Genomic DNA, 13708 nt, shown 5'->3' with positions numbered 1-13708 from the left:
CTATGGTCGGCGCGGCGGCGTACGATGGCCGGCACCATAACTAGAATTTGATTCGGATTGACGGTGAGACGATGCGCATCGGGCTTCTCCTCGACGAGCCCTCGGGACCGGACGCGATCGCCGAGCTGGAGGATCGGATCGCCCGCGCGGCCGCGGACGGCTTCGCGACGGCATGGGTCTCCAACATCTTCGGACTCGACGCACTGACCGCCCTCGCCGCCGCGGGAAGCCGGGTGCCCGGTATCGAGCTCGGCACGGCCGTCGTCCCCACCTACCCCCGCCACCCCGCCGTCCTCGCCCAGCAGGCCCTCACGACCGACGCCGCGCTCGGCGGGCGCCTCGCCCTCGGCATCGGCCTGAGCCACAAGGTCGTCATCGAGGACATGTACGGGTACGACTTCGCCAAGCCGGCCCGGCACATGCGCGAGTACCTGTCGGTGCTGCGCCCCCTCCTGCGCGGCGAGCGGGCCGACGTCGACGGCGAGACCCTCACGGCGCACGTCGAGCTCGGCACCCCCAAGGCCGGCGAGGTGCCCGTGCTGCTCGCCGCGCTCGCGCCCCGCATGCTGCGCCTGGCCGGCGAGGTCGCCGACGGCACCGTGCTGTGGATGACCGGCCCCAAGACCGTCGCCGGCCACGTCGTCCCGGCCGTCACCGAGGCCGCGCGCGAGGCGGGACGCCCGGCCCCGCGCGTCGTGTGCGCGCTGCCGGTCGCGGTGACCGGCGACGTCGCCGCCGTCCGGGCGCGGGCCGGCGAGGTGCTCGCCATCTACGGGCAGCTCCCGTCCTACCGGGCGATGCTGGACCGCGAGGGCGTCGCGGGCCCCGGCGACGTCGTCGTGGCGGGCGACGAGGACGATGTCCGCGCCCAGCTGGAGACGTTCGCCGCCGCGGGCGTCACCGACTTCGCGGCCTCGATCTTCGCCACCGGCGACGACGCCGCGCGCACCCGCGCGTTGCTCGCCACCCTGGCCGGCTGAGCCCGTCCCCGATGCTCCGGCCGCCCGTTCCGGCGGGACGCCACGCCCCGCCGGGGTGACGGGCCTCAGCTCATGGTGTTGCCGCCGTTGACGGCGAGCCGCTGCCCGGTGATGAACCGCGCCTTCGGCGAGGCAAGGAAGGCGACCGCCTCGGCCACGTCGGCGGGCACGCCCATGCGGCCGAGGGGCAACGTCCGCAGGTACTCGGTGTGGTCGGAGCCCTCGTGACGTTCGACCGGGATCCAGCCGGGCTCGACGGTGTTGACGGTGATGCCCAGCGGCCCGAGTTCCCGGGCCCACGACCGGGTGAGCCCGTGCATGGCGGCCTTGGCCGAGACGTAGTGCCCGAAGTCGGCGTTGCCCAGGTCGGCGACCTCGCTGCCGACGTTGATCACGCGCCCCTCGCCGTCGGCCCGCAGGTCGGGCAGGGCGGCCTGCAGGAGCAGCAGCGGGGCCTTGACGAAGAAGCGGAGCTGGTCGAGATGGTCGTCCCAGGTCTGCTTCTCGATCGGCATCATGGGCTGCGGGCCGGTGGCGTTGTTGACCACGACGCCGATCGGCCCGGCGTTCTCGCGGATCTCGGCGATGCCGTGCCGCACCGCCTCCTCGTCGGTCACGTCGAACCGCGCCACGTAGGCGGCCTCGCCTATGCGCCGCGCCACGGCGTTCGCCCCGTCGGTGTCGTTGGCGTAGTTCACGACGACCTTCCAGCCGTCGGCCGCCAGCCGCTCGGCGATGACGGCGCCGAGCCCGCGCGACGCCCCGGTGACGAGTGCGCATCCCATGTAAATGTCCTTTCCGCGATGAGACCTCCAATCTTCGCCTATTTCACGACTAATCTGCTTGATCGTCCCGTGCGGGCACCCGGGCGAGGGCGTCGCGCGAGGACGGGGCCGCCGCGGGGACCGGCGCCGTCGGGCGGCGGCGGCGCACGTGCCGGACGATCTCGGTCGTGACCGCGATCGACATCGCGACCGCGAAGCCGAGGAGGAGGCCCTTGATCGGGTCGTTCTCGAACGCCATGCCGCCGAGGAAGCCGACCAGCGCCGAGTACAGCGCCCACGAGCCCGCGGCGAGCGCGTCGAAGGGGGAGAACGACCGCAGCGGGTACCTGACCCCGCCCATCGTCAGCGTCACGGCCGTGCGGCCGCCGGGGATGTAGCGGGCGATGACCAGCACCACCCCGCCGCGCTCGGCCAATGCCTTGGACGCCCAGTCGAACGCCGCGCGCGCACGCCTGCCGCGCCGGAGCCGTCCGACCGAGGAACGGCCGATCAGGTACGAGAGGTGGTCGCCGGCGAAGGCCCCGAGCGCCGACACCAGGATCACCAGCGCCAGGTTGGGCTTCCCTGTGGCCGCGAACACGCCCGCGGTGATCACGGCCGTCTCGCTCGGCACCGCTGGGAAGAACCCGTCGACCGCGGCGAGCGCGAACAGGGCCAGGTAGACCCAAGGGGAGGTCATGACGTCGTTCAGCAGGTCGAGCAGGGCTTGGGACATATGTCCACGTTAGAAACGCCCGTTAAAGGCGCGCTTCCTCCGAAGGTCTCGTCAGTCCCTGGCTTTAGTCAGGGTTCGTCCCCCGGGTTCCCGTAGGGGAAGACGGCCCGCTAGCCGGCGGTGAGGGCTCTCGGACGCGGCGTGTCGGTGTGGAGGCGGCGCAGGACGCGGCGGAACGCGTAGATCGAGATGCCGACGGCCACGCCGCTGATGGCCGCGACGACCGCGGTGCGGACCAGCAGATAGGTGCCGATCGACTGGTGCAGCAGCAGCCAGATGCTGACCGTCGAATTGGCCAGCAGCACGAAGGCCCACAGCAGCGTGATACGCGCGAAGAACCGCCGCACCCGCTCGTGCCGCAGCACGGCCGAGGGCAGGTGGATGTAGTCGAGCGTCAGCTTCTGGACGAGCGGCCTGTTCAGCCGGACGGAGGCGAGGAAGGCCATGCTGATGCAGATGGTGCCGAGCTCAGGTTGCAGGAAGTACACCACCGCGCTGCCCGTCCACCAGCCCACCGCCGCCCTGGCGGTGATGGCGATGGCCGCGAGCAGCATCGTGCCGGGGATCGGGCGCCTGCGGACCACCCGCCAGAGCACCCCGGCGTACACCCAGGACACGGCGGCGATCAGCGCCCCGTCCAGACCGAGCAGCGCGAGAGCCGTGTAGAAGACGGCCAGCGGGGCCACCACCCCCTCCAGCAGCTTCGGCACGGCCTGCCTGAGCAGGGCGGTGATCCTCGGGAGGGTGAAGGTCGGGTGGCTCATGGTTCTCCCACGGACGGCGGCTGAGACCGACGCTAAGGCTTCGGCGCCTACCCTGAGTGGGGAATGTCAAAACTGGCCGCCAATGCTGAATTGCCGTCATTGGGGCCGACGATACCCAATATTGGCGATACCCGGCATTCGTCGAAAAAGATCCTTTCAAGCGATCGCTGGTCACGCTCTGGTTATGACGGAGTTCCTCCGGGTGATTGAACTTTGGATAACAGTTCGGGAACGGGGGGTTTCCGGACGAGGTTCGGCCCGCGAGCATGAGGCTATGGCAGTGCTCTCACGCACGCATGTTCGGTCGGCTGGGTGCGTGGCCGATGTCGCCGTCGAGTTGACTCGATGGCCCGACCTGGTCGTCAGTCGTACCCGTAGATCAATCAGATTCCTCGCCGAAGGCCGCGAGATCATCCGCATGTCGGGCGATCACACGGCGGAGCTCCGTCTCACCACCCCCGTCATCGACCGATGGGCGCGGGTCCTCGCCGAATCCCACCGAGTCACCCGCGGGCACAACGCCGGGTGGATCCGGGTCGAGATCGAGGACCGCACGGACGCCCAGATGTTCCTCTCGCTGGTCAGCGTGGCCTTGAAGGCCAACCAGGAGCACGAGGCCGGCCACCGCTGAGGCGGTGGCCGGCTCGTCCGGCGCTTCTCGACCGAGCCCCGTCCATTACCCCGGGCCCGTCGCTCAGCCCAGGCTCGTCGTGGCCAGCTTGGCGCCGAAGCCCAGGAACAGCGCGCCCACTCCGGTCGTCAGCCCGGCCGACAACCTCCGCCGCCGCCGGAACTGGCCGGCCAGGTAGGCCCCCGCGAAGATCAGCGTTGACAGGTACATCACGCTGAAGAACTGACAGATCGCGCCGAGGATCAGGAACGACAGCGCCGGCGCGCCGTAGTGCGGGTCCACGAACTGGACGAAGAACGAGATGAAGAACAAGATCGCCTTCGGGTTCAGCAGGCTGATCGTGAGCGCCTTCCTGAACGGGTCGGCGAGGTCGGGCACCGGCGCGGGCGCCTCGTCCCTCCCCGTCCGGCCTCGCCACGACCGCACCGCCGAGCGGATCATGCCGATGCCGATCCACGCGAGGTAGCCCGCGCCCGCGTACTTGACGACGTTGAACAGCGGCGGCGTCGACTGGAGCAGCGAGGCGACCCCGGCCGCCGACAGGACCATGAGCACCGTGTCGCCGGTGAAGACCCCGGCGGCGGCGCGGTAGCCCGTCCGCACGCCGCGCTGGGCGCCGGTGCTGAGGACGTAGAGGGAATTGGGGCCGGGGATGAGGACGATCAGGAAAGCGCCGACCACGTAGGTCCAGATATTGGTGATGCCGAAGAACATGCCGCCGTGCTCCATAGTCGCGAGGGATGTATCACGTTATACACGTGGTCATCGCTTTCCTGTCGTCCACCCGTCCCCCCTCGGCCCGGCCGTCAGAGGTACCACAGGCCGCCGTACGCCTGCCGGTACCCGAGCGTCCGGTACACCGCGTTCATCAGGGCCTGGCCGCGCTCGTTGACCCCGAGACCGGGCCCCTGCAGGTTCATGGAGTAGCCGAACGACAGGCGCGGCACCGGGTCGGCGAACCCCAGCGAGCCGCCCATGCCCGAGTGCCCGAACGCGTCCTCCGACAGAAGCACGCCTTCGGCGTCGGGTCCGCGCAGATGGCCGTTGTCCGTGCCCTTCACGAAGCCCATCGCCCAGCGGGTGGGGACCGACAGCACCGCGTCCGACTGCGTCGCCGCGGCGACCGACGCCATCACCGCCGTCTGGTCGGGGGAGACCAGCCCCCCGCCGAGCGCCAGCGGCCGGTACATGCCCGCCAGGCCCCGGCCGTTGGTGATCGCGCCGACGGCTCCCATCTCGGCGGCGTGCGCGGCCCGGCTGTCGGACTCTCCCGGGGTCAGGTAGCCGCCCGTGTTGCCGATCACCAGCGCGGCGATCGAGGACGGGTCGCCGAACGCGTTCCGGTAGAGGGTCGGCATGGGGGCGCCGGGCGCGGGCGGGGGCGCCGGGATCGTCGGGGCGACGCGCTCCTCGTACTCCTGCGGCAGGCCGATCCAGAAGTCCAGCCCGAGCGGGCCGGCGACCTCGTCGCGGAAGAAGGTGCCGAGGGTGCGCCCGCCGACGCGGCGGATCACCTCGCCGACCAGGAAGCCGAAGGTCAGCGCGTGGTAGCCCTGGCGGGTGCCGGGCTCCCAGAAGGGCTCCTCGTCCGCCAGGCGCCCGGCCATGGCGGCGAAGTCGTAGAACGCGCCGTCGGGGAGCGGCTCGCGCAGCGCGGGCAGGCCGGCCGTGTGGGTCAGCAGGTGCCTGACCAAGATCGCGTCCTTGCCTTTGGCCGCGAACTCCGGCCAGTACTTCACCACGGGCACGTTGAGGTCGAGATCGCCCCGGGACGCGAGGATGTGGGCGCACAGCGCCGTGGCGCCCTTCGTGCAGGACCACACGTGGCCGATCGTGTCCTGCCGCCATTCCGCGCCGGTCACGGGGTCCGCCGTCCCGCCCCACAGGTCGACGACGGTCTCGCCGTCGACGGTGACGCAGACGGAGGCGCCGACCTCGCCGCGTTCCTCGAAGTTGCGTTCGAACTCATCCTGGACCTCGGCGTACCGGGCGTCACAGATGCCATGAATCGCCATGAGGCGACTGAACCACTCGTGATCCGCCCCGTCCATGGGAAGGTCGCCTCTCACCGCGCCGATTGAAAGCCGCATGAAATATGTGCGCGACGACCGTGGACGCGGGGCGTGCCGTACCTCTCCAGGCGGGCGGCTAGACCAGTCGCGAAGGCTTGTCAGGTCCCATCTGGCTGCCCGCAAACCATGGTGTTTGGGTCTTGTGGGCACGCTGCCACGGGGCTACGATCGCGACAACTCTTAGGAAACTTTCCTAAAAGAAGTGACCAACGGAGGCGTCCGTGCCCCGCCCTCCACCCCCCGGCTTCCTCGGCTGAGCTGCGCGAACCCTGAAGACGTGAGCCGCCCCGCCCCCGTCCTCATCGCCAACCCCTTCCGACGCGCCCGCCCCTGCGCGCGTCCGCCGGCGCCCCCGGCCGCGGCTTCCAGGACCTCCGGCCGCCTGTACGGCGCGTCCGCCGCACCGGCACGGCGAGAAGCCGGCCCGGGTGACGCTCCAGGCCGCCCGGCCGGAGCCCCTGACCGTACGGCCCGCACACGCCCGACCCCCCACGGGGTGTGCGGGCCGTACACCCCCGAGACTCCCCGTGCCCCGGCCCGCCCCGGGGCGCGGGGCCCTGACCTCACTCCCCACCTCCGGGAGGTCATGATGAGACCGCGCCCCGCGACCTGGTTCCTCACCGCGGCCGCGGCGGCCCTCGCCGTCGCCGCCGCGATCGCCGTCCCGGGACCCGCCTACGCCGACACGGCCGTCTTCGCCAAGACGTCGAGCTGGGACGCCGGGTACAACGGCCAGTTCACGATCACCAACACCGGCTCCACGACGCTCAGCGGCTGGACGGTCGCCTTCGACCTGCCCGCGGGTACCACGGCCGGGACCTACTGGGACGCGCTCATGACCCGGTCGGGCTCCCGTTACACCTTCAAGAACCGGGAGTACAACGGCACGCTGGCGCCCGGCGCCTCGGCCACCTTCGGCTGGGTGGCGAACGGCACCGGAGCTCCCACCGCCTGCACGCTGAACGGCGCCTCCTGCGCCGGCGGCCCCGCGCCCACGCCCTCGCCGACCCCCACGCCTCCGGTCACCCCCACGCCCACACCCCCGGGCCCCGGCTCCCTGTTCCACGCCCCGTACATCGACATGGGCGCGTGGCCCACCCCCAGCATCGCCGCGATGAGGTCGGCCTCCGGGCTGAAGAACTTCACTCTGGCCTTCATCACCGCCTCCGCCTGCAAGGCCATGTGGTTCAACGCCTACGACCCCCGCCAGGCCTGGGCCAAGGACCAGATCGACGCCGTCCGCGCCGCCGGCGGCGACGTGAAGATCTCCTTCGGCGGCGCCGGCGGCGTCGAGCTCGCCCAGGCGTGCCCGGACGTCAACGCCCTGTTCACCGAGTACGACGCCGTCGTCAGGGCGTACGCGCTGAAGTACATCGACCTGGACATCGAGGGCGCGGCCACCGCCGACCCCGTGTCGGTCAACCGCAGGTCGCAGGCGCTCGCCCGGCTCCAGCAGGCGCACCCCGACCTCAAGGTCTCCCTCACCCTGCCGGTGCTCCCGGAGGGGCTCACCGCGGACGGGCTGAACGTCGTGAGGTCCGCGCGCGACGCCGGGGTGAACCTCGACGTCGTCAACGTCATGGCGATGGACTACTACCGCTCCGTCGACTACGGCGACGCGGCCGTCCAGGCGGCGCAGAGCACGTTCAACCAGCTCAAAACCCTCTACCCCGGCAAGTCGGACGCCCAGGTCTGGCGGATGGTCGGCGTCACGCCGATGCTCGGCCAGAACGACGACGGCCGGATCTACGACCAGGCCGACGCCCGCCAGCTCGTGGCGTTCGCCAAGACCAAGCACCTGGGCGAGCTCGCCTTCTGGGAGATGACGCGGGACCGCAACGCCTGCACCGGGGCGCTGTACTCGTGCACCAACATCCCCCAGGCGCCGTACGAATTCTCCAAGATCTTCGCGGGGTACAACGGATGACCTTCCTGTCACGCATCTCAGGCCCCTCGCGCGCGGACGCCCCCCGTCCGCGCGCCGGCGGCTCACCCTTCACGCGCCGCCGGTCCCGCCTCATGGCGGCCCTCGCGGCGGCGGCGATCGCCCTCGGGCTCGCGGTGGTCCCGGCCACCGCCGCCCTGGCCGCCAACATCCTGCCCAACCCCGGCTTCGAGAGCGGCCTCAACGGCTGGACCTGCGCCTCCACCGCCCGGACGGTCACCACCCCCGTGCACGGGGGCACCTCCGCCCTGGAGGCCACGCCCGCCGGCTCCGACTACGCGCGCTGCTCGCAGTCGGTGAAGGTCAAGCCGTCCTCGTCGTACACCCTGTCGGCATGGGTCAGGGGCAACTACGTCTTCCTCGGCGCGCTCGGCACCGGCACCACCGACGTCAGCACCTGGGGCTCGCCCGGCGCGGCGTGGTCCCAGCTGACCACGTCCTTCACCACCGGCTCGGCGACGACGTCGGTGACCGTATACGTCAACGGCTGGTACGGCACCGGCGCCTACAACGCCGACGACCTCGTGCTGGACGGCCCCGACGGCGGCGGCACCCCGCCGACCCCGCCCGCCACACCCGCCGGCCTCACCGTCACCGGCAAGACCGCCACCAGCGTCTCGCTCAGTTGGTCGGCGTCCTCTGGCGCGACTTCGTACAACATGTACCAGGACGGGACGAAGGTGGGCACGCCCTCCGGGACCACCTTCACCGCTACGGGCCTGGCGAGCGGGACGACCTACCGCTTCTCGGTCAGCGCCTCCAACACGGCGGGCGAGTCCGCCCGGTCGGCGGAGGTCACCGCGACACCGTCGAGCACGCCGGTCCCGCCGCCCGTCCCCGGGGGCCTCGCCGTGACCGGCACCAGCGCGACGAGCGTCTCGCTGAGTTGGTCGGCGTCCTCTGGGGCGACTTCGTACAACGTGTACCAGGACGGGACGAAGGTGGGCACGCCCTCCGGGACCACCTTCACCGCTACGGGCCTGACGAGCGGGACGACCTACCGCTTCTCGGTCAGCGCCTCCAACGCGAACGGCGAGTCGGCCCGGTCGGCCGAGGTCACCGCGACGCCGGGCAACCAGCCGCCGACCTCCCTGCCGAAGCGGGTGCTCGTGGGCTACCTGCACGCGTCGTTCGCCAACGGGTCCGGATACATCAGGATGAGCGACGTCCCCGACGCCTGGGACGTCATCGACCTGGCCTTCGGCGAGCCGACGTCCGTCACCTCGGGCGACATCCGGTTCACCCGTTGCCCGGTCGCCGAGTGCCCGAACGTCGAGAGCGAGGCCGACTTCATCGCCGGCATCCGCGCCAAGCAGACGGCCGGGAAGAAGGTGCTCATCTCGATCGGCGGCCAGAACGGCCAGGTTCAGCTCACCACGACCGCCGCCCGCGACAAGTTCGTCAGCTCGGTCGGCGCGATCATCGACAAGTACGGCCTGGACGGGCTCGACATCGACTTCGAGGGCCACTCCCTGTCGCTGAACTCCGGCGACACCGACTTCAAGAACCCGACCACGCCGGTCGTCGTCAACCTGATCTCGGCGCTCAGGACGCTCAAGGCCAAGTACGGCAGCAGGTTCGTGCTGACGATGGCGCCGGAGACGTTCTTCGTCCAGCTCGGCTACCAGTTCTATGGTGGCGGGAGCAGCGGCGCCGACCCGCGCGCGGGCGCGTACCTGCCGGTGATCTACGCCATGCGCAACGATCTGACACTGCTCCACGTGCAGGACTACAATTCGGGTCCGATCACCGGGCTGGACAACCAGTACCACACCATGGGCTCCTCGGACTTCCACATCGCCATGACCGACATGCTGCTCGCGGGCTTCCCGGTCGCGGGGAACACCGCGAACGTCTTCCCCGCCCTGCGTCCCGACCAGGTCGCCATCGGCCTGCCGGCCGCGGTGTACGCCGGTAACGGCTTCACCTCGGTGGCGGAGGTCCAGAAGGCGTTCGACTGCCTGGCGAAGGGCGCCAACTGCGGCCCCTACCGGCCGCGCGGGGTGTACCCGGCGCTGCGCGGGCTCATGACATGGTCGATCAACTGGGACAAGTACAACGCCTCGGAGTTCTCGACCAACCACCGCCGCTACCTCAACGCACTGCCGTGACGCACACCGACCACTCGATCGTCACCCTCTGGAGTGGAAACACTTCTTTGTGTGAGCAATTCTGGATAGATGGTGGCAATTTTCGTACCCGAGTGGTCGGTTTGGTCTGCCTTCCGGCAGGCTAGTGACGTCATGGATTACGCAATGCTCACGGGGTTCGTCCTCGTCTCAGGTGTCGTGCTGGCGATCGCCGCACAGTGGAAGGGCTGGAAGCCATCCCTCGTCGTCGCTCTGGCGGTCGGGATCGGCGTCCGCGTCCTCATCATGTCGCTGTCGGCGGTCGACACCTGGCAGCCGGTCGACTTCGTGAACAGCTTCAAACCGGCGGGCGAGGCCATCCTCGCCCACCGGGATCCCGTGCTGGAAAGCAACGGGGGGTGGCACTTCCTGCCGACGATTCCGTACATCTACGGACTGCTCCTGTGGATGCACATCCCCTGGGAGATCGCCGGCCGCCTCGTCACCGTGGTCTCTGACATCATCCTGATCCCGCTGGTCGGCAAGCTCGCCGGCGGGAAGGACGCCAAACTGCGCGCCTTCCAGTACGCGTGCAACCCCCTGGCCATCCTGGTCGCGTCCGTCCACGGCCAGGTCGAGCCGGTGTCCCTGGTGTTCGGCGTCGCCGCCTTCATCGTCGCCAGGAACGCCAGAACCTCCCGGCCCGTCCGCAACGCGATCATCGCCGGCCTGCTCATGGGCCTCGCGCTCTGCGCCAAGAGCTGGCCGATCTGGCTGGTGCCCGGCATGCTGTTCTTCCTGCCCGACCTGCGCACCCGCGCGTACGCCTTCTTCGCCACGGGAGTGGCGCCCATCTTCTTCCTCGTCACGCTGCCCATCGGCGCGGGCACGTCCCTCGCCCAGCTCCCCGAGGTCATCCACACCATCGGCGACGTCCGCCCGATCATCGGCGAATGGGGGTGGACGCCCCCCTTCACCGGCGGTCACTGGGCGCTGGACGCCGGCCTGGCACGCATCGGCCAGTACATGATCTATGGCACGCTGCTCGTCGTCGGCTTCTTCTGGCGCCGCGCCGATCCCATCGACCTCACCACGGCGCTCCTGCTCGCCTTCATGGTGGTCACCCCTCGGCTCGGCGCGCAGTACCTGATGTGGTTCATGCCGTTCCTCGTCGCCCGGCCCACCCGGTTCGCCTGGCCCGTCATCATCGGCTGCTCCACCTGGGCGGCGGTCGGATATCTCTATCTGACCCAGTTCGACCATGTGCGCTGGGAGATGCTGCACGCGCCGTGGGCGCTCAGCTCGATGCTCCTGCTGCCGGTCCTGGTCGTCGCCATGCCGTGGGGCTCGCGCCGTAAGGCGCCGCAGTCCCCGACCTCCGGCAAGGTGCCGTCCGAGCCGATGGCGGCCGCGGTCTGAGGCTCCCGGGCTCTACGCCGGTTCCGCCTCCATCAGCCGCGCCATCGGCACTCCGGCCAGGCGCCTGACATCGTTCGCCATGTGCGCCTGGTCCGCGTACCCGCTCGCGGCCGCGACGTCGGCCAGCCGCAGCCCCGACCTCGCCAGCGTCAGCGCCCGCTGGAAACGCACCACCCGCTGCAGGACCTTCGGCCCGTACCCGAACGCGCGCACGCAACGCCGGTTCAGCTGCCGCTCGCTCAGCCCGAGATCCCAGGCCACGCTGCCGACGGCCGCCCCCCGCCTCAGGGCCGCGGCGATGGGCCCCGCAGCCGCGTCCGGCTCGGGCGCCGCGCGCAGGAGTTCGGCCGTCGCGCGCTGCAGATCGGCCGGACCGCGTACCTCGACTCCCGGGAGGTCCGCCAGCGGCACCCGCTGGTCGCGCAGCCACTCCACCGGCACCCCGAAGACGCCGCCCACCGCTCCGGGACGGAACCGCAGGCCGGTGAGCCGCTCACCCGGCCGCAGCTCGGCCAGGAACGGGCCCGTGTCGGGACCCGCGACGTGCGGGCCGTCCGGCCCCCAGATCAGGTCGACGCACCCGTCCGGCACCACACGCTGCACCAGCGGGGACCGGGCCTCCTGCACCCACAGGCAGGCCACCCGCCCCTCCAGTGCCGGATCGGGCGCCGACTCCACGTACACGCGCCCAGCCTACGAGGGACGGTCAATCCCGGGGGATCTCGCCGGACACGAGCGCGCCCGACCACTTCGCCCCCGGATCACTGTCGATGAGCAGCGCGCGCACCAGCAGAGTGAGCGGAATCGCGAGCAACGCGCCGAGCGGGCCCAGCACCGTCGCCCAGATGATCAAGGACAGGAACGTCGCCGTCGTCGTCAGCCCCACGGCGTCGCCCAGGAACTTCGGCTGGATGAATGACTGCACCACCACGTTGATCACCATGTAGGCGACCACCACCAGCACCAGCCCTCGAATGCCTCCCGTCAGCAGGGCGAGCAGCGCCGGCGGCACCAGGCCCACCACGAACCCGATGTTCGGAATGTAGTTCGTGATCAACGCCAGCACGCCCCAGAGAAGCGGCAGCGGCACGCGCAGCAGATACAGCGCGACGACGTCCAGAGCGGCGCAGATCAGCCCGAAGATGGTCGAGACCAGGATGTACCGGCGCGTCTTGCTCGCGAACGTCGTCAACGCGCGGGTCAGCGCCGGGCGTTCCGCCGAGGCCGCCGCCATGACGCGCGAGATGATCGGGGCGTCCAGGCTCATCGCCAGCAGCAGCACCACGATGAGGAACACGCTGGAGACCACCCCGAGCACGCCGGACAGCAGTCCTTGCGCGAACTCCAGGATCTTCCCCGGGTCCAGCGACTGCAGCGCCTTGTTCACCTGAGGAGCGACGCCGTGCGCCGCAGCCCACGCCTGCGCGTCGGCCACCAGTTTGCGGAACTGCTCGGTGTAGCCGGGAATCAGCACCGCCAGCTCGGCGACCGCGGCGATCAGCGTCGCCACCATGCCGAGCAGCAGGACCATGACGATCGTGAACGGGACGGCGACCACGACCCAGGCGGGCGCGCGCCGGCGGGCGAGCCAGCTTCTGATGGGGGAGACGGCGATCGTGAGGACGAGTGCCAGGACGACGGGGCCGGCGATCGCGTCGATGGCCTTGATGCCGGCCAGCGTGATGACGGCCGCCGCCGCGACGAGCAATGTGACCAGCGCCCGGGGTACCGCTCGATCGCTCACGCGTGCCTCGATCCGCTCGGGGAACTTCGGGTGTCCCGCTGTTGGGCGTTGTACTGCCCTAGTTGACCATCTGTATCGCCTTCAGGACCGGAGCCTCTACCCGATCGTTGCCTGTATTGGATCGAGCGCCCGCTGGGGCCTGCTAATCTTTTGGTGTCGGCATCGACCGGCCACTTCCCACCGCACATCCCCTCCGGGTGGATGACGCGTGGGTGCGGCCAGAGGTGCCGTCGATCCCCTCTAAAAGATCTACCAAGTCTCGCTTGCCAAGTGGGACTCGCTGGTCTAAGTTAGAGGGGTTGCCCTGGAGACGGGGCGGCCTGAATGCTAGTGGGTTGCTGGGTCGCAGGTCAAGTGCTGGTAACGGCGCGATTTGCTGGCGGTCAAGCGGCTTGATAGCTTGAAGGCATACGAGATGGAAGCCCCGGAGTTCGGATCCTGGTCGGGTTCGGGTGATGGTGTACGCGTCCGTTTCTTGAGAACTCAACAGTGTGTTAAAAGCCAGTGCATGAATCATGCATGAACCTCCGTCTGTCACGGATGGCCGTCTTAGCGGGTGGCTGTCTGGTGGGGATGGATTCCTT

Annotated in this window: 12 protein-coding genes; 5 read left to right on the top strand and 7 right to left on the bottom strand. The window is 70.1% G+C overall.

The window, feature by feature from the left end; all coding sequences use genetic code 11:
• Positions 1 to 71 precede the first annotated feature (71 nt).
• Positions 72 to 980, top strand: coding sequence for a TIGR03564 family F420-dependent LLM class oxidoreductase (locus DQ384_RS12105; RefSeq protein WP_114028864.1), 909 nt, complete (start codon positions 72 to 74; stop codon positions 978 to 980).
• Between the two features lie 65 nt (positions 981 to 1045).
• Here DQ384_RS12105 and DQ384_RS12100 read toward each other — a convergent pair whose 3' ends face one another.
• From DQ384_RS12100 to DQ384_RS12090, 3 genes are all read right to left on the bottom strand, one after another.
• Positions 1046 to 1765 (bottom strand): SDR family oxidoreductase, encoded by a 720-nt coding sequence (locus DQ384_RS12100; RefSeq protein WP_114028863.1) that lies wholly within the window; start codon positions 1763 to 1765, stop codon positions 1046 to 1048.
• Positions 1766 to 1814: 49 nt separating this feature from the next.
• On the bottom strand, positions 1815 to 2480 hold the full coding sequence (locus tag DQ384_RS12095) for a DedA family protein (RefSeq protein ID WP_114028862.1): 666 nt from the start codon (positions 2478 to 2480) through the stop codon (positions 1815 to 1817).
• 110 nt (positions 2481 to 2590) lie between these two features.
• Positions 2591 to 3244, bottom strand: a complete 654-nt coding sequence (locus DQ384_RS12090) for a VC0807 family protein (RefSeq protein WP_114028861.1) — start codon at positions 3242 to 3244, stop codon at positions 2591 to 2593.
• Between the two features lie 316 nt (positions 3245 to 3560).
• Between DQ384_RS12090 and DQ384_RS12085 the strand changes: the two genes are divergently transcribed.
• Positions 3561 to 3875 carry a luciferase domain-containing protein gene (locus DQ384_RS12085; protein ID WP_147268749.1) on the top strand — a complete coding sequence of 105 codons (315 nt, stop codon included), beginning with the start codon at positions 3561 to 3563 and terminating at the stop codon, positions 3873 to 3875.
• A 63-nt stretch (positions 3876 to 3938) separates the two neighbouring features.
• Here DQ384_RS12085 and leuE read toward each other — a convergent pair whose 3' ends face one another.
• Together leuE and DQ384_RS12075 are read right to left on the bottom strand one after the other, a co-directional pair.
• On the bottom strand, positions 3939 to 4589 hold the full coding sequence (leuE, locus tag DQ384_RS12080) for a leucine efflux protein LeuE (RefSeq protein WP_114029186.1): 651 nt from the start codon (positions 4587 to 4589) through the stop codon (positions 3939 to 3941).
• Between the two features lie 92 nt (positions 4590 to 4681).
• Entirely contained in the window at positions 4682 to 5890 is a 1209-nt protein-coding gene (locus tag DQ384_RS12075; RefSeq protein ID WP_114029185.1) for a serine hydrolase domain-containing protein, read from the bottom strand.
• Positions 5891 to 6536: 646 nt separating this feature from the next.
• Here DQ384_RS12075 and DQ384_RS12070 point away from each other — a divergent pair.
• The 3 genes from DQ384_RS12070 to DQ384_RS12060 all read left to right on the top strand — a co-directional run bounded on the left by DQ384_RS12070 (position 6537) and on the right by DQ384_RS12060 (position 11380).
• Complete coding sequence (locus DQ384_RS12070; protein WP_114028859.1) at positions 6537 to 7874, top strand: cellulose binding domain-containing protein; 1338 nt, start codon at positions 6537 to 6539, stop codon at positions 7872 to 7874.
• Entirely contained in the window at positions 7871 to 10003 is a 2133-nt protein-coding gene (locus DQ384_RS12065) for a glycoside hydrolase family 18 protein (RefSeq protein ID WP_245966413.1), read from the top strand. Before DQ384_RS12070 ends, DQ384_RS12065 begins: the two co-directional genes overlap by 4 nt.
• Positions 10004 to 10135: 132 nt before the next feature.
• Positions 10136 to 11380, top strand: coding sequence for a hypothetical protein (locus DQ384_RS12060; RefSeq protein ID WP_114028858.1), 1245 nt, complete (start codon positions 10136 to 10138; stop codon positions 11378 to 11380).
• Positions 11381 to 11392: 12 nt separating this feature from the next.
• On the opposite strand, the gene DQ384_RS12055 is transcribed toward DQ384_RS12060, so the two are convergent.
• A complete protein-coding gene (locus DQ384_RS12055; RefSeq protein WP_114028857.1) occupies positions 11393 to 12064 on the bottom strand; it encodes a helix-turn-helix domain-containing protein in 672 nt (223 codons plus the stop codon).
• Positions 12065 to 12086: 22 nt separating this feature from the next.
• Positions 12087 to 13124: an AI-2E family transporter gene (locus tag DQ384_RS12050; protein WP_114028856.1), complete on the bottom strand. Its 1038-nt coding sequence runs from the start codon at positions 13122 to 13124 to the stop codon at positions 12087 to 12089.
• Positions 13125 to 13708: the final 584 nt, after the last annotated feature.

Origin of the sequence: Sphaerisporangium album (assembly GCF_003323745.1) — a bacterium.
In the GTDB taxonomy this organism is placed as follows: Bacteria; Actinomycetota; Actinomycetes; order Streptosporangiales; family Streptosporangiaceae; genus Sphaerisporangium; species Sphaerisporangium album.
Note: the sequence above shows the minus strand (reverse complement) of the source record. Positions and strands in the feature narration are given on the sequence as shown.